The sequence below is a fragment of the Pseudomonas asplenii genome (assembly GCF_001293465.1).
GTDB lineage: Bacteria > Pseudomonadota > Gammaproteobacteria > Pseudomonadales > Pseudomonadaceae > Aquipseudomonas > Aquipseudomonas fuscovaginae_B.
In genome coordinates this window covers 117,859-136,513 of sequence record NZ_JSYZ01000009.1, presented here as the reverse complement: position 1 = coordinate 136,513, position 18,655 = coordinate 117,859, and the positions used below count along the sequence as shown (strand labels likewise).

At 67.4% G+C, this 18,655-nt stretch carries 2 protein-coding genes; both read left to right on the top strand.

The window, feature by feature from the left end; translation table 11 throughout:
* Position 1 precedes the first annotated feature (1 nt).
* Positions 2-7,939, top strand: coding sequence for a non-ribosomal peptide synthetase (locus PF66_RS12465; protein ID WP_054062860.1), 7,938 nt, complete (start codon positions 2-4; stop codon positions 7,937-7,939).
* Positions 7,940-7,954: 15 nt separating this feature from the next.
* Positions 7,955-18,517, top strand: a complete 10,563-nt coding sequence (locus tag PF66_RS33430) for an amino acid adenylation domain-containing protein (RefSeq protein WP_081009840.1) — start codon at positions 7,955-7,957, stop codon at positions 18,515-18,517.
* Positions 18,518-18,655 lie beyond the last annotated feature (138 nt).

Sequence of the window (18,655 nt, the reverse complement as noted above, 5' to 3'; positions counted from 1 at the left end):
GATGGACAAGACCACAGCACAACGGATTGCCCGGCGCTTCGTCGGCCTGCCGCTGGAACAGCGCCGCCAGATCCTGCAGAAAATGAGCGAGAGCGGGCAGAGCTTCAGGCTACTGCCGATCACCGAAACCCGTCATGACGTTGCACGGATTCCACTGTCCTACGCCCAGCAGCAGATGTTGATCCTCTGGCAACTGGACCCGGACAACAGCGCCTACAACGTGCCCATGGCGGTGCGCCTGAGCGGCCCCCTGGACGAGGCGGCGATGAGCCGCGCGCTGGCCCTGCTGGTGCATCGCCATGAAGCCCTGCGCACCCGTTTCGTCTCGGTCGAAGGCGAGTTCCACCAGGAGATTCTCGACGAGTCGCAGGTCGTCCTGCAGCGGGTGGACATCGCCGGGGAACCTGCCGGAAACCGTGAGGCGCGCCTGCAGGAGCGGGTGGCCGCCGAACTGGCGACACCATTCGACCTGTTGCAGGGGCCGTTGCTGCGGGTGCGGCTGTGGCGCCTGGACGAGGATGAGCACGTCCTCACCCTGTGCATGCACCACAGCGTCTCGGATGGCTGGTCGGGCGAGCTGCTGGTACAGGAATTCATCCGCTTCTACCTGGCCGAGGTGAACGGCAGCCCGGCGGGGCTGGCGCCGTTGCCGATCCAGTACGCCGACTACGCGATCTGGCAACGTGCCTGGCTGGAAGCCGGCGAGGGCGAGCGCCAACTGGCCTACTGGAAGCGGCAACTGGGCGAGGAACAGCCGCTGCTGGAGCTGCCGCTGGACCATGAACGTCCGGCGGTGGCCAGTCATCGGGGGGCCATCGTCCGCACCAACCTGCCGCCGCAACTCTCGGCACAGCTCAAGGCCCGCGCCCGGCAGAACGGCCAGACCGTGTTCATGCAGGCCCTGGCGGCGCTGGCCGTGGTGCTGGCGCGCAGCAGCGGCCAGGCGGACATTCGCATCGGCGCGCCGAATGCCGGGCGCAACCGCGAGGAACTGGAAGGGCTGATCGGCTTCTTCATCAATACCCAGGTGCTGCGCATCCAGGTGGATGAACGCGACAGCCTCGAACAGTTGCTGGAACAGGTCAAGCAGGTGGTGAGCGGCGCGCAGTCCCATCAGGAACTGCCGTTCGAACAACTGGTCGATGCCCTGGCACCGGAACGCAGCCTGAGCCACAACCCGCTGTTCCAGGTCAAGATCAACCAGAACGTGCTGGCCGCGCGCAGCAGCGCTGCCCCGGTCCAGTCGGCCTTGAGCGTCGAGGCATTCGCCATTGGCGTGGCCGATGCACGTTTCGACCTGGCCCTGGATTTCACCGATGCCCCGGAGGGCATCGAGGCCGAGTTCACCTACGCCACCGACCTGTTCGAGGCCGGCACGATCGAGCGTCTGGCCCGGGCCTGGCAACAGGTGCTGGAGCAGATGGTCGGCGCCGCCCAGGCGCCGCTGCTGGAGCAGCCGGGCGCGGCCGCCGAACACCCGGCTGCCGCCCAGGCACCGTTCCCCTGCGCGGACTTCCTCGCGCTCTGGCAGCAGGGCCTGCAGGCCGGGCGTGGCCAGCCGGCGCTGCGCTGCGGTACGCAACTGATCGACTATGACGAACTGGAGCGCCGCTCCAACCAACTGGCGCGTCTGCTGCTGGCCGAAGGTATCGGCGCCGGGGCTGTGGTTGCACTGTGCCTGGAACGCTCCGTCGACTGGGTGGTGACCTTGCTGGCGGTGCTCAAGACCGGTGCGGTGTACTTGCCGCTGGATAACCGCCAGCCGGCCGAGCGCCTGCAACAATTGCTCAAGGACAGTGCAGCGGCGCTGCTGATCCATGCTCCGGGCGATAGCCTGGCGGCCGGCCTGGGCGTGTGCCCGGCGCTGGCGCCGGTCGCCCAGCAATGGGCCGACCAGGACGATTCGGCACTGGCGCTGCAGGTCGATCCCGAGCAGCCGGCCTACATCATCTACACCTCCGGTTCCACCGGGCAGCCCAAGGGCGTGCTGATCAGCCATCGCGGCCTGGCCAACTACGTGCAGGCGGTGTTGCAGCGCCTGCAACTGGCGCCCGGCGCGAGCCTGGCGCTGGTCTCGACCGTTGCCGCGGACCTGGGCCATACCCAGCTGTTCGGGGCCCTGGCCAGCGGCCGGCTGCTGCACCTGATGTCCCATGAACATGCCTTCGACCCGGACAGCTTCGCCGCCTACATGCACGAACACCAGGTCGATGTGCTGAAGATCGTCCCCAGCCACCTGCAGGGGCTGTTGCAGGCCGCTCGTGCGGCTGATGTGCTGCCACGGCAACTGCTGATCCTCGGTGGCGAGGCCAGCAGTTGGGCGTTGATCGAACAGGTCCGCCAGCTGGCGCCGGATTGCCGGATCATCAACCACTACGGCCCGACCGAGACCACCGTCGGGATCCTCACCCATGAAGTGCGCGAGCGCCTGGACGGCTGCCGCACGGTGCCGGTCGGCCAGCCGCTGGCCAACGACCGGGCGCAGGTGCTGGACGCCTACCTGAACCCGGTGGCCGAGCGTGTGCCGGGCGAGCTGTACCTGGGCGGTGCCGGCCTGGCCCTGGGGTACCTGGGGCAGGCGGCGCTGACCGCCGAGCGTTTCGTGCCCGATCCCGCGGCGCAGCAGGGCGAACGCCTGTACCGGGCCGGCGACCGTGCGCGCTGGGTCGATGGCCGGGTGGAATACCTGGGGCGTGCCGATGACCAGGTGAAGATTCGTGGCTACCGGGTCGAGCCGGGCGAAGTCGCCCAGCTGTTGCTGGGGCTCGACGGCGTGGCTGAGGCGGTGGTGCTCGCGCTGCCTCTGGAGAGCGATGCCACGCGCCTGCAACTGGTGGCCTACTGCGTGGCCACGCAAGGCCTCACCCTGCAAGGCGAGGCGTTGCGCCAGCAACTGCAGGCAGGGTTGCCGGAATACCTGGTACCGGCGCACATCGTGGTGCTGGAGCGCCTGCCGCTGACCGCGAATGGAAAGCTGGACAAGCGCGCCTTGCCCGTGCCGGGCGCGACCCAGCAACGTTATGTCGCACCGATGGGCGAGATCGAGGAGAAACTGGCCGCGGTCTGGGCCGATGTGCTCAAGCTGGAACGGGTCGGCAGCACGGACAACTTCTTCGAACTCGGTGGCGACTCGATTCTCAGCCTGCAGATCATCGCCCGGGCCAAGCGCCAGGGGCTCAAGCTCAGTCCAAAACAACTATTCGAGAAGCAGACCATCGCGCAACTGGCGACGGTGGCCAAGCTGATCGAGAAGAAAACGGCCGTCGAGGCGCCGCAGCAGGTCAGCGGCGAGCAGCCGTTGCTGCCGATCCAGGTGCGGTTCTTCGAAACGGCTATCCCCGAGCGGCATCACTGGAACCAGTCGGTGTTGCTCAAGGCCCGCGAAACCCTGCAGGCCGCTCATGTCGAGCGGGCACTGGCGACGCTGGTCGAGCAGCACGACGGCCTGCGCCTGAGCTTCGAGGCGCAGGCTGATGGCTGGCGGGCCCGCTACCGGTTGGAGCAGCCGGCCGGGATGTTGTGGGTACGCGATCTGTCGTCGACTGCCGAGCTGGCCGCACTGCTGGACGAGGCACAACGCAGTCTGAACCTGACACAGGGGCCGCTGCTGCGTGCGGTGCTGGTCAACCTGCCGGCGGGCGGGCAGCGCCTGCTGCTGGTGATCCACCACCTGGTGGTCGATGGCGTGTCCTGGCGTGTGTTGCTGGAGGACCTGCAATCGGCCTACGTGGCGATCGCCCAGGGCCAGGCGCCGGCCCTGGCGGCCCGCGGCAGTTCGCTCAAGACCTGGGCCGAGCATTTGCACCAACATGCGCAGAGTCCGCTGATGGAGCAGGAACTGGCCTACTGGCAGGAGCAGTTGCGCGGCGTCAGCGACGCCTTGCCCTGTGACCGCCCGGAAGGCGGGCAGCAGCGGCGCCATGCCGCCTCCGTACAGACCCGCCTGGGGAGCGAACTGACCCGGCAGTTGCTCCAGCAGGCGCCCGCCGCCTATCGGACGCAGATCAACGACCTGCTGCTCACCGCCCTGGCGCGGGTCATCGGCCGCTGGACCGGGCAGCCCGACACGCTGATCCGTCTTGAAGGGCACGGCCGTGAAGACCTCTTCGACGGACTGGACCTGAGCCGCACCAGCGGCTGGTTCAGCACCCTCTATCCGGTCCGGCTGAGCCCCGAGGATTCGCTGGGCGGTTCGATCATGGCGATCAAGGAGCAACTGCGTGCGGTGCCGAACAAGGGCATCGGCTACGGCCTGCTGCGCTACCTCGGCACGCCGGCGGCGCGCCAGGCCCTGCAGGGCCTGGCCGAAGGCAGCATCGTCTTCAACTACCTGGGGCAGGTCGAGCAGGGTGTCGACAAGGACAACGGCCTGTTCCAGCTCGCCGGCGAGGACAGCGGCCAGGGCCAGGACGCGGCGGCGCCACTGGGCAGCCTGATCAGCATCAATGGCCAGGTGCAGGACGGCGAGCTGGCATTGCACTGGGAGTTCAGCCGCGAGGTGTTCGACACGTCGACCCTGCAGCGCCTGGCCGACGAGTATGCCCGGGAGCTGGAGGCGCTGATCGTTCACTGTGCCGCGGGCGCCGGCCAGGGCGTGACCCCATCGGACTTCCCGCTGGTTCGCCTGAGCCGCGAGCAATTGCAGCGCCTGCCGGTGGCGGCGCAGGACATCGCCGATATCTATCCGCTGTCGCCTATGCAGGAGGGCCTGCTGCTGCACACCCTGCGTGAAGCCGGCTCGGGTATCTACCTGATGCAGTACTGCTACCTGATCGACCACGATATCGACCGGCAGGCCTTCACCCGGGCCTGGCGCACGGTGGTCGAGCGGCATGAGGTACTGCGCACCTCGTTCTGCTGGGATGTCGGCGACACCCTCGTGCAGATCGTCCGGCGCACGGTCGCCCCGGATATCCGTTTCATGGATTGGCAGGGCGTGGATGCCGCCGACTACGAAGCCCGCCTGAACGCGGAGCTGAGCGCCGAGCTGCAACAGGGCTTTGACCTGGCCGGTGAGGTGCCGTTCCGCCTGCGGTTGATCCAGCTGGGGCCGCAACGCTATGGCTTCGTCCTGAGCAATCACCATATCCTGCTCGATGCCTGGTGCCGCATGGGGATCGTGGCGGAGTTCTTCGAACTGTACGCTGCCGAGGTGGAAGGGCGCGCCATGCAACTGCCGCTGCCACCGCGCTATCGAGACTTCATCGCCTGGCTGCAGGGGCACGACGAGCAGGTTTCCACGACGTTCTGGGAACGCGAGCTGGCCGGTTTCGAGCAGCCGACCGCCTTGCCGTTCGACCGCCTGATCAGCCGCGATGCCGGTACTTCGTCGACCGGCGACTGCCTGACCCGCCTCGGCAGCGAACAGACGCAGCAATTGTCCCGCATCGCCCAGTCCAGCCAGTTGACCCTCAATACGCTGGTGCAGGCGGCCTGGTCGGTGGTGCTGCACCGCTACAGCGGCGAGCGCGACGTGCTGTTCGGTGTCACGGTTTCCGGGCGTCCGGTCGAGCTCCCCGAAATGCAGGCCACGGTCGGGCTGTTCATCAACAGCATTCCGTTGCGCGTACGGATTCCCGGCGCGCACGATCCGCAGACGGTCAAGGCCTGGCTGCAGGGGGTGCAGGCGCACAACCTCGAGCTGCGCGAGCATGAGCATCTGCATCTGGTGACCATCCAGGGGCGCAGCGAGGTCGGTAAGGGCCAGGCGCTGTTCGACAGTCTGTTCGTGTTCGAGAACGCGCCGATCGAAGACAGCATCGGTGAACAGGCCGATAGCCTGAAGATCGAGTCCGGCTCCTCGCGGACCCACACCAACTATCCGCTCACTGTGGTGATCTACCCGGGCTCCAGCCTGGGGCTGCACCTGTCCTATGACCAGCGCCTGTTCGAGCAGGCCACGGTCGAACGCCTGCTGGGCGACCTGCGCGAGGTGCTCCAGGCGTTTGCCGAGGGCATCGACCGGGACTTCCAGGACCTGGTGGCGACCTTGCAGGCGCCGCTGGCGCTGGGCCGCGATACCGACGATGCGCCTGGCGCCGACCTCGACCAGGGTTATGCGCAACTGTTCCGCCGCACCGTACAGCGGGTTCCACAGCAGGTGGCGGCGACTTGCCAGGGGCAGGGCTGGACCTACGCCGAGCTGGATCGGCACAGCGACCGCCTGGCGGTGGCGCTGCAGGCCAGCGGGGTGGTGGCCGACGACCTGGTGGCGGTGCTCGGTGAGCGCGGTCTGCCGCTGCTGGGCATGGTGGTCGCCGGGTTCAAGGCCGGTGCCGGCTACCTGGGCCTGGACCCCTCGCTGCCGGCACAGCGACTGGCGGATATCCTCTCCCTCAGCGGCAGCCGCGTGCTGGTTTGCAGCAGCGCCTGCCGGGCGTTGGCCGAGCAGTTGCTGGCGCGTATCGACGAAGCGGCCCGGCCGCGGCTGCTGGTCTGGGAGCAGGTGCTGGAGCAGCCGGCATCCGCTGCGTTGCCGGCGGCCCTGCCGGCGATCACTGCCCGCCACCTGGCCTACGTGATCTTCACCTCGGGTTCCACCGGCCTGCCCAAGGGCGTGATGGTGGAACAGGGCGGTATGCTCAACAACCAGTTGAGCAAGGTGCCCTACCTGGGGCTGACCGAACAGGATGTGATCGCCCAGACCGCTTCGCAGAGCTTCGACATTTCCGTCTGGCAACTGCTGACCGCCGCACTCTGCGGGGCCCGCGTCGAGATCGTGCCCTCGGTCATCGTCCAGGACCCGGCCGCGTTGCTCAGGCATGTGGAACAGACCGGCATCACCGTCCTTGAAGTGGTGCCGGCGCTGATCCAGGGGCTGCTCGACCAGCCGGTGGCGCGACTGGCGAGCCTGCGTTACCTGCTGACCACGGGCGAGGCGATGGCCCCGGCGCTGGCTGAGCGCTGGTTGCGCCAGTACCCGGACATTCCCTTGATCAACGCCTATGGTCCGGCCGAATGCTCCGATGACGTGGCCCTGCACCGGGTGCAGTTGCAGGACCGTGAGCGCGCCTATCTGCCGATCGGCCTGGACACCGATCACAACCGGCTGAGTGTGCTCAACGATCTGCTCGAACCGATGCCGGAGCGCGCCACGGGCGAACTGCATATCGCTGGCCTGGGGGTTGGCCGCGGCTACCTGGGCGACCCGAAACGTACGGCCCTGAGCTTCGTGCCCAACCCGTTCGGCCAGACGCCGGGCGAGCGGCTGTACCGCACCGGCGACCTGGTTCGGCGCCGGGCTGCCGACGGCGTGCTGGAGTACGTCGGGCGTACGGACTACCAGGTGAAGATCCGTGGCTTCCGTATCGAGCTGGGCGAGATCGAGGTGCGCCTGCAGCAGCATGCCGCGGTGCGCGAGGCGGTGGTGGTCGACATCGATGGCCCGGGCGGCCGGCAACTGGCGGCGTACCTGGTGCCCAGGGACAGCGGCTGGACGGCGGACGATGTCCCGGCCTTGCGTGATGGGCTCAAGGCACACCTCAGGGAGCACCTGCCGGAGTACATGGTGCCGACACACCTGGTGGTGCTGGAGCGGATGCCGCTGACCGCCAACGGCAAGCTCGACCGCCGGGCCTTGCCCAAGCCGGACGCCAGCCAGCTGCAGCATCGCTATGTGGCGCCGCAGACCGAGCAGGAGCGGCAGCTGGCCGATATCTGGGCCGATGTGCTGAAGGTCGAGCGGGTGGGGATGGATGACCACTTCTTCGAGCTGGGCGGGCATTCGCTGCTGGTCATGCAGGTGATGGTGCGCATCCGTGACCAGTTGCAGATCGAGGTGTCGCTCAACGAGTTGTTCGAGCTGCCGGTGCTGGCGGACTTCAGTCGCGCGGTCCGGCAGAAAACCGGCCAAAGTGGCCAGGCCCAGGATGAATTGGCTAAATCGCTGGCCGCCCTCAAACGTCTTACTGCGGAGGAAATCGATAATTTGATCGCATAGCGGGAGAACATCAAAGTGCAAGAGCTGCTCGACTCCGTAAAATCGCTGTCCATCCGCGAGCGCAAGGCGCTCTCGGCGTTGCTCAAGCGACAAGGGGTGAACCTTTACGGGGTGACCCCGATTTTCAGACGGGAGTCAGAGTCGTCTTCGGCGCTGTCCTACGCCCAGCAACGCCAGTGGATTCTCTGGCAACTGGAGCCGGGCAGCGCCGCCTACAACCTCCCCACGGCCTTGCGCCTGAAGGGCAGCCTGGACACCGAAGCCCTGCGCCGCAGTTTCGAGGCGCTGATCCGGCGCCACGAAACCTTGCGCACCACCTTGCGCGAGGACGCCGGGCAGGTGCTGCAGGTGATCCACCCGGCCGATGTTTTCACGCTGGCGCCGGAGCGCCTGGCGTCCCCGCTTTCCGACGATCCCGATGAACAGATCCGCGCCTGCGTGGAGGACGAGGTGCAGCGGCCCTTCGACCTCGAGCGCGGGCCGCTGATGCGGGTTCGCCTGCTGCGGATCGCCGAGCAGGACCATGTGCTGATCCTGACCGTGCACCACATCGTTTCCGACGGCTGGTCGATGCCGATCATGGTCGACGAGCTGGTCCGCCTCTACGACGGTTTCCGCCAGGGCCGCGAGGTCGAACTCCCCGCCCTGCCGATCCAGTACGCCGACTATGCCCAGTGGCAGCGCGACTGGATGGAGGCGGGCGAACAGGAACGCCAGCTCGGCTACTGGAAGGGCCAGCTGGGTGGCGAGCAACCCGTGCTGGAACTGCCCGTCGACCGACCACGTCCGACCCAGCCGAGCCTGGCCGGACAGAGCCTGGCCATCGACCTGCCACCGGCACTGGCCCAGTCCCTCAAGGCGGTTGCCCGGCAACAGGGCGTAACCCTGTTCATGCTGTTGCTGGCCTCGTTCCAGACCCTGTTACACCGTTACTGCGGCCAGACCGACATCCGCGTCGGGGTGGCTATCGCCAACCGTAGCCGTGTGGAAACGGAAGGGCTGATCGGTTTCTTCGTCAACACTCAGGTCCTGCGGGCCGAGATCGACGCCCAGGCCCCCTTCGCCCAGTTGCTGCAGCAGGTGAAGAAAACCGCGCTCGACGCCCAGGCCCACCAGGACCTGCCGTTCGAGCAACTGGTGGAGGCCTTGCAGCCCGAGCGCAGCCTGAACCGCACGCCGTTGTTCCAGGTGATGTTCAACCACCAGACCCAGGTCCGAGGCGAGGCGCGCGAGCTGGCCGGCCTGCGTGTCGAGGGCCTGGCCTGGGAGAAACGCACCGCCCAGTTCGACCTGACCCTGGACACCTTCGAAAGCGACGAGGGCCTGGGGGCGGCGTTCACCTACGCGAGCGACCTGTTCGAGCCCGCCACCATCGAGCGCCTGGCCAGGCATTGGCGCAGCCTGCTGGCAGCCATCGGTGCGGACCCGCAACAACGTATCGCCGCGTTGCCGATGCTGGACCCGGCGGAGCGGCAACGCACCCTCCAGGCCTGGAACCCGGCACCGGCGGCGCACCCCGCCACGGCCTGCGCCCATGAGCTGATCGAAGCCCAGGCCCTGCAGGCACCGGATGCGCTGGCGGTGACCCATGGCACCCGCAGCCTGACCTATGGCGAGCTGAACCGCCGGGCCAACCAGCTGGCGCACTATCTGCGCGCCTGTGGCATCGGCCCGGACGTGCTGGTGGGCCTGGCGGTGGACCGCGGCCTGGAGATGCTGGTCGGCCTGCTGGCGATCCTCAAGGCCGGCGGTGCCTACGTACCGCTGGACCCGGATTACCCCGAGGATCGCCTGGCGTACATGATCCAGGACAGCCACATCCGCCTGCTGCTGACGCAGAGCCACCTGGCGGGCCGCCTGCCGGTTCCCGACAGCGTGCGCAGCCTCTGCCTGGACCAGGAAGGCGACTGGCTGGAAGGTTATCCACAGCAGAACCTGCCGACGCTGACCGACCCCGACAACCTCGCCTATGTGATCTATACCTCCGGCTCCACTGGCAAGCCCAAGGGTACGCTGCTGCCGCACCGCAATATTCTCCGGCTGTTCCAGGCCACTGACGAATGGTTCGGGTTCGGGCCCCAGGACGTCTGGACGATGTTCCACTCCTATGCGTTCGACTTCTCGGTCTGGGAGATCTTCGGGGCGCTGATGCACGGCGGTCGCCTGGTCATCGTGCCGCGCGATGTCAGCCGTTCGCCGCAGGACTTCTACCCGCTGCTGCTCAGTGAGGGGGTCACGGTACTGAACCAGACGCCTTCGGCGTTCAAGCAACTGGCACGGGTGGCCTGCGAGGCGCCGCCGTCGTCTGCGCCGCTGGCCCTGCGCTACGTGGTGTTTGGTGGCGAAGCCCTGGACGTCGGCAGCCTGCAACCCTGGTTCGAGCGTTTTGGCGATCGCTCGCCGCAATTGGTCAACATGTACGGCATCACCGAAACCACGGTGCACGTGACGTACCGGCCGATCGGCCGCGAGGACCTGCTGCAGGCGGGTGTCAGCCCGATTGGCGAGGTTATCCCCGACCTGTCGTGGTATGTGCTGGATGCCGATTTCAACCCCGTCGCCCAGGGCTGCAGCGGTGAGCTGCATGTGGGCCGCGCGGGTCTGGCGCGCGGTTACCACCAGCGTCCGGCGCTGACCGCCGAGCGCTTCGTGCCCGATCCGTTCGACGAGCAGGGCGGTGGCCGCCTGTACCGCGCTGGCGACCTGGCCCGTTATCGGGCCGAGGGCTGTATCGAATACATCGGGCGTCTGGATCATCAGGTGAAGATTCGCGGTTTTCGCATCGAACTGGGCGAAATCGATGCCCGGCTGCGCGAGCAGGTTGCCGTCCAGGAAGTCAGCGTCATCGATATCGACGGCCCGGGCGGCAAGCAACTGGTGGCCTACCTGGTGCCGAGCGACCCGACGCTGCTGGAGGCCGATCCGCAGGTCCAGGGGCAATGGCGGCGTGAGCTGCGCGAGCACCTCAAGGCCGTGCTGCCCGACTACATGGTGCCGGCCCACTGGGTCCTGCTGCGCCAGATGCCGCTGACCGCCAACGGCAAGCTGGACCGCCGGGCCTTGCCGGCACCGGATGCCGCGCAGGCGCAGAGAAGCCATGTCGCCCCGGTGACCGCCGTGCAGCAGCAGGTGGCGCAGATCTGGGCCGAGGTGCTGAAGATCGAGCGGGTCGGGCTGGACGACAACTTCTTCGAGCTGGGTGGGCACTCGCTGCTGGCGACCCAGGTCATCTCGCGGATTCGCCAGAGCCTCGAACTGGAGCTGTCGTTGCGTGACCTGTTCGAAGCCCAGGATTTGGCGGCATTCGTGCGCAAGGCCGAGGGCGCCGCCGCCCCGACTCCGGTCGCGGCCATCGAGCCGGCCGATCGGACGCAACCGCTGCTGCTCTCCCATGCCCAGCAGCGCCAGTGGTTTCTCTGGCAACTGGAGCCGGACAGTGCCGCCTACAATATCCCGGCGGCCCTGCAACTGCGCGGCACACTGGACGTCGAGGCCCTGCGGCGCAGCTTCGAAACGCTGATCGCCCGTCATGAAACCCTGCGCAGCACCTTCCGCGAGGAGGGCGAACTGACCGTCCAGGTCATTCATCCGGCCACCACCTTCGACTTGCCCTTGGAGCGCCTGGTGGACATCCCGGCGGCCGGGCGCGAGGCGGCCATCCGCGCCTACGTCGAGCGTGAGGCCGCCCAGGCGTTCGACCTGGTGCAGGGCCCCCTGCTGCGGGTGCGCCTGCTGCAGGTGGAAGACACCGAGCATGTGCTGGTGCTGACCGTCCACCATATCGTCTCCGATGGCTGGTCCACGCCGATCATGGTCGACGAACTGGTGCGCCTGTATAGCGCCTACCACCAGGGCGTGGCCGTCGATCTGCCGGCCCTGCCGGTGCAATACGCCGATTACGCCCAGTGGCAACGGCGCTGGATGGCCGAGGGCGAGCAGGCCCGCCAGCTGGACTACTGGATCGGACAACTGGGTGGCGAGCAGCCGGTGCTCGAATTGCCCACCGACCGGCCGCGCCCGACGATTCGCAGCCATGCCGGCGAGCGCCTGGCCATCGAGCTGCCGCCGGGGCTGGCCGATGGCCTCAGGGCCGCGGCCCGACAGCAGGGCGTGACCCTGTTCGTGTTGCTGCTGGCCTCGTTCCAGACCCTGTTGCATCGTTACAGCGGTCAGGCCGATATCCGTGTCGGGGTGCCGATCGCCAACCGCAACCGGGTCGAAACCGAACGCCTGATCGGCTTCTTCGTCAATACCCAGGTGCTGCGTGCCGGGTTCACCTCGAGCCTGACCTTCAGCGAATTGCTGCAACAGGTCCGGCAGGCGGCCCTGGAGGCCCAGGCGCACCAGGACCTGCCGTTCGAGCAGTTGGTGGAGGCGTTGCAGCCCGAGCGCAGCCTGAGCCACAGCCCGTTGTTCCAGGTCATGTACAACCACCAGGCCGAAGGGCCTGGCGAGTTGCACACGTTGCCCGGCCTGACGGTCCAGGGGCTGGCCTGGGACAGCCATGTCGCCCAGTTCGACCTGGCCCTGGACACCCATGAGAACGTCGACGGGCTGAGTGCCGCCCTGACGTACTCCAGCGCGCTGTTCGACCCCTCGACCATCGAGCGCATGGCCGGCCACTGGCGCAACCTGCTGGCGGCGATTGCCAGCGGCGCCCATCGCCGCGTGGTCGAACTGCCGATGCTCGACGATGACGAGCGCCAGCGGATCGTCGTCGACTGGAACCGCAGTGAGGCCGACTACCCGGCAGGCCGCTGCATTCATGAGCTGATTGCCGAACAGAGCCGCCTGACGCCGCAGGCGACGGCCCTGCTGTTCGATGATGCGGACATGAGCTACCAGCAACTGGACCGGCATTCCAACCGCCTGGCCCACAAGCTGCGGGAATTGAGCGTGGGGCCGGATGTGCTGGTCGGCGTGGCCGTGGAGCGCGGCCCGCAGATGCTGGTGGGCCTGCTGGCGATCCTCAAGGCCGGTGGCGCCTACGTGCCGCTGGACCCGGACTTTCCGGCCGATCGCCTGGCGTACATGGTGCAGGACAGCGGGCTGGCGTTGTTGCTGACCGAGAGTCACTTGAGTATCCACCAGGCCCTCGGCGCCGAAGTGCGCAGCCTGTTCCTCGACCAGTCGCAGGACTGGCTGCACGGGGTCGACGAGGCACCGCTGGCCAACCTGGCGCAGCCGGACAACCTGGCCTACGTGATCTACACCTCCGGCTCCACCGGCAAGCCCAAGGGCGTGGCGGTGCCGCACGGGGCGCTGGTGAACTTCCTCTTCAGCATGGCCGAACAGCCGGGTGTCGAGCCTTCGGACCGGGTGCTGTCGTTGACCTCGCTGTCCTTCGACATCGCCGGGCTGGAGCTGTACCTGACGCTGATGCGCGGCGCGGCGGTGGTACTGCTGCGCCAACAGCAGAACAAGGATCCGCAGGCCTTGCTGGAGATCATCGGCCGACGCCAGGTCACGGTGATCCAGGCGACGCCGTCGACCTGGCGCATGCTGCTCGACAGCGCGCCGCCGGGCCTGCTGGCCGGCTGCAAGGTGCTCTGCGGGGGTGAAGCCCTGAGCGCCGAGCTGGCGCAGCGGCTGATCGAGCAGGCCGGGCATGTCTGGAACGTCTATGGCCCGACCGAAACCACCATCTGGTCGGCGCGACACTACCTGACCTCGAGCGACGACATCCGGCTCGGCCGGCCGATCGCCAACACCCGCCTGCATATCCTCAGCGACGACTTCGACGTGCTGCCGCCGGGCGCCCGTGGCGAACTGCTGATCGGTGGCGACGGCCTGGCGCGGGGCTATCACCAGCGTCCGGGGTTGACCGCCGAACGCTTCATTCCGGATCCGTTCGACCGCAAGGGCGGTGGCCGCCTGTACCGTACCGGCGACCTGACCCGCTACCATGGCGACGGCGTGATCGAGTACGCCGGACGCCTGGACCACCAGGTGAAGATCCGCGGTTTCCGCATCGAGCTGGGCGAAATCGAGGCGCGGTTGCAGGAGCATGCCGGCGTCCGCGAAGCCGTGGTCATCGATATCGATGGCCCGGCGGGCAAACAACTGGCCGCGTACCTGGTGGCCGAGCAGGCGGGCCAGGATACCGAGGCGGCAAGGGAAGCGTTGCGGCGCGAGCTGAGGGAGTGGTTGAAGGCCGGTCTGCCGGACTACATGGTGCCGTCTCACCTGATCCTGCTGGAGCGACTGCCGCTGACCCCGAACGGCAAGGTCGATCGCAAGGCCCTGCCGGCTCCGCAGGCCAATCTCGCGCAGTTCGAGTATCGGGCCCCGCAGACCGCGCTGGAGCAAGCCCTGGCCGGGATCTGGCAGGACGTGCTGAAGGTCGACCGGGTCGGTCTGGGCGACAACTTCTTCGACCTGGGCGGGCATTCGCTGATGGCGACCCAGGTGATTTCCCGGGTGCGCCAGGGGCTCGATGTCGAGGTGCCCCTGCGTACACTGTTCGAGGCCGACAACCTGGCCGAGTTCGCCGAACGGGTCGCCCAGGGTACGCTCAACCGGGCGCCGGCGCTGCTGCCGATCGGGCGTGACCAGCCGCTGGCGTTGTCCTATGCCCAGCAGCGCCAGTGGTTCCTCTGGCAACTGGAGCCGGACAGTGCCGCCTACAATATCCCGGCTGCCCTGCGGCTTGAGGGGGCCCTGGATGTCGAGGAGCTGCGGCGCAGCTTCGAGGCCCTGTGCGCTCGTCACGAAGTGCTGCGTACCACCTTCCGCCAGGACGGCGAGCGGGCGGTGCAGGTCATTCATCCGGCAACGGCGTTCACGCTGACGGTCGATGCCTGTGCGCAGTCCGCCGGCGAGGCGGAGATCGCCCACTACATCGACGAGGAAATCCGCCAGCCATTCGATCTGGAGCAGGGGCCACTGTTGCGGGTGAAGCTGCTGCGCCTGGCGCCGCAGGCCCATGTCCTGGTCCTGACCGTGCATCATATCGTTGCCGATGGCTGGTCGATGCCGGTCATGGTCGACGAACTGGTGCAGTTGTATGAAGCCGGCAGCCAGGGGCGCGCGGCCGAACTGCCGGAGCTGCCGATCCAGTATGCCGACTATGCCGTGTGGCAGCGGCAATGGATGGAGGCGGGCGAACAGCGTCGCCAGCTGGATTACTGGCAGGCCCAACTGGGCGGCGAGCAGCCGGTCCTCGAACTGCCGCTGGACCGGCCGCGGCCGACCCAGCAGAGCCATGCCGGCGATCGGCTGTCGGTCGAACTGGATTCGCAACTGGTGCAGGCCCTGAAAACCACGGCCCGCGAGCAGGGCGTCACTCTGTTCATGCTGTTGCTGGCCTCGTTCCAGACCTTGCTGCAGCGTTACTCCGGGCAGGCCGATATCCGCGTGGGCGTTCCCGTCGCCAACCGGACGCGGGTCGAGACCGAACGCCTGATCGGCTTCTTCGTCAACACCCAGGTGCTCAAGGCCGAATTCCATGCGGCGCTGACCTTCACCGAACTGCTGCAACAGGTGAAGAGAACCGCCCTGCAGGCCCAGGGTCACCAGGACCTGCCATTCGAACAACTGGTGGAGGCCCTGCAGCCGGAGCGTAGCCTGAGCCACAGCCCGCTGTTCCAGGTGATGTACAACCACCAGAGCCAGGTCAGTGGCGAAGGCCATCAACTGTCCGGGCTGCAGGTGCAGGGCCTGGTGCCGGCCAGCCATACCGCGCAGTTCGACCTGACCCTGGACACCAGCGAGCATGAGCAGGGCCTGGGGGCGACCCTGACCTATGCCACCGCGCTGTTCGACCGCGGCACGATCGAGCGCATGGCGCGTCATTGGCGGGCGTTGCTGGTGGCGATCAGCCGCGATGCGAGCCAGCGGGTTGCCGACCTGCCGTTGCTGAGCGACAGCGAACGGCAGCAGATCGAGCGGGAATGGAACCGGACCGAGGCGGCCTACCCGGTCCAGGCCTGCGTGCATGGCCTGATCGAGGCCCAGGCCGGGCGGACGCCCGAGGATACGGCGCTGATCTGGCACGAGGGGCGCATGAGCTACCGGCAGTTGGACCAGCGTTCCAACCAGCTGGCGCAGACCTTGCGCCAGGCGGGCGTGGGGCCTGACGTGCTGGTGGGGATCGCGGTCGAGCGCGGGCCGGACATGCTGCTGGGCCTGCTGGCGATCCTCAAGGCCGGCGGTGCCTATGTGCCGCTGGACCCGGATTTCCCCGAGGACCGGCTGGCCTACATGATGCAGGACAGCGGCCTGCAACTGCTGCTGACCCAGAGCCCGTTGCTGGAGCGCCTGCCGCTCCCCGAGGGCGTGCGCAGCCTGTGCCTGGACCGCGAGCAGCAGTGGCGTGATGGTGTGGATGAGGCTGCGCTGGCGAACCTGGCACAACCGGACAACCTGGCCTATGTGATCTACACCTCGGGTTCCACCGGCAAGCCCAAGGGCGTCGCGGTGCGCCACGAAGGCTTGAGCAACTTCCTCTTCAGCATGGCCGAACAGCCGGGGATCGATGCCCGCGACCGGGTGCTGTCGCTGACTTCGCTGTCATTCGATATCGCCGGTCTGGAGCTGTACCTGCCATTGATGTGCGGCGCTGCGGTGGTCTTGCTGGACAAGGGCGACAACAAGGATCCGCAACGGCTGGTCGAGTCGATCGAGCGTCACGCGGTCAGCCTGGTCCAGGCGACCCCATCGACCTGGCGCATGCTGCTCGACCAGGCCCCGGCCGGTCTCCTGGCCGGGCGCAAGGTCCTCTGCGGCGGCGAGGCGTTGAGTGCCGAACTGGCGCAGCGGCTGATCGAGCAAGCCGGGCATGTCTGGAACGTCTACGGCCCGACCGAGACGACGATCTGGTCCGCCGCCCACTACCTGACCGCCAGCGACGATGTCTGGCTGGGGCGTCCGATCGCCAATACCCGCCTGCATATCCTCGGGGATGACTTCGATACCCTGCCGCTGGGCGCGCGCGGTGAGCTGCTGATCGGCGGTCACGGCCTGGCCCGCGGCTACCATCAACGCCCGGGATTGACCGCCGAGCGTTTCGTCCCCGATCCGTTCGACGAGCAGGGCGGTGGGCGCCTGTACCGCACGGGGGACCTGACCCGTTATCGCGAACAGGGCGTGATCGAGTACGTCAGTCGTCTCGACCATCAGGTGAAGATCCGCGGCTTCCGTATCGAACTGGGTGAAATCGAGGCCCGCCTGCAGGAACACGCCGCCGTCCGCGAAAGCAGTGTGATCGACCTCGATGGGCCGACCGGCAAGCAGCTGGCCGCCTACCTGGTGCTCAGCGAGGCGGGCGTCGAGCAGCCCTGGGAGTCACTGTATGCACAACTCCGGTCGCATCTGAAGGCCGGCCTGCCGGACTATATGGTGCCTGCGCACCTGGTGGTGCTGGAGCGGATGCCGCTGACGCCGAACGGCAAGCTGGACCGCAAGGCGCTGCCACTGCCGGATGCCAACGCGGTACAGCGCAGCCATGTCGCCCCGCGGACCGAACTGGAACAGCGCCTGGCCGATATCTGGGCCGAGTTGCTGAAGGTCGAGACGGTCGGCCTGAACGATAACTTCTTCGAGCTGGGCGGACATTCGCTGCTGGTGATCTCTCTGGTCGGCCGGCTGCGTGAGGCCTTCGGTGTGACGATCAAGCTGCACGACTTCCTGCTGATGGAGACACTGGCCGACCTCGCCGATTTCATGCGCGAAGGCGAGGCGAAGGTGAAGACGCCGGTCATCAGCATGAACGGTTGCCACGCGGATAATGCTCCGCTGTTCTGCCTGCCACCGGGCGGCGGCGGCACCTACTCCTACTATCCGTTGGCGGGGCAACTGAAGGACGAACGACGGGTCTACGGGCTGGTCAACAAGAGCTATGTGGTGCCGGGCTGGTTCGACCGTTCCTGGGAAGAGATGGTCGGCTACTACGTCCAGCAGATCCGGCAGACCCAGCCCGAGGGGCCATACAACCTGCTGGGCTGGTCCCTGGGCGGGGCCCTGGCGATCGAAGTGGCCCATGTACTGGAGCAGAGCGGCGACCAGGTGAGTTTCCTCGGCCTGGTGGACACCAGCCTGCCGGCGGCACTGGAGGTCTTTGCGCCCGAGCAGGAGCCGGTGCCGGACGCCGCGGCGCCGGAGCAGAGCCTGTTCGCGAACCTGGTGGGCAGCCTCCTGGCCTTCGTTCCCGGCGTCGAGGAGCAGACCATCGTCGGGCTGATCGAGCAGGCGCGGGCGCAGTGGGACGATGAGCAGGTGATTGCCGACTGGGTCATCGACCAGGTTGCGTTGGTCGGCGGTGTCAGCGCCGAGGGCCTGCGTGAGGTCTACCGCGATATCGCCGTGCAGGACGAAATCGAGACCGGCTACCGCCTGTTGCGCACCAACGCGATCCTCAGCGAGGCCTTCACGCTCAAGCCGTTGCAGGTCAAGCCGGATTGCTGGTGGGCGGGGGCGAGCAAGACCGCCGAGGAAATCGGCGCGGCGCAGGCCGTGCTGGTGGAGCAGTGCTCGCGTAATGGGCTGGCCACCTCGATGGCGCTGGAGGAGAACCATGACAGCATCATTCTCTCCCAGGCGTTGTTGACGGCGGTACTGGAGCGTCTGAAGTCAGTCTGACTGAGCCGGCGGGAAATGAAAAAGCCAGGGCCCGCGCCCTGGCTTTTTCATTCCGCGAATCCACGGTTCAGCTACTGCATTCCTGTTCCGGGTGACTGATCGTGTGGCGAGCGGGGTTGCCCGCGCTGGGGCGTGTAG

What these genes read in the sequence shown, in the direction of transcription:
- PF66_RS12465 (WP_054062860.1), top strand. Translation starts at nt 2, where the DNA reads ATGGACAAGACCACAGCACAACGGATTGCCCGGCGCTTCGTCGGCCTG.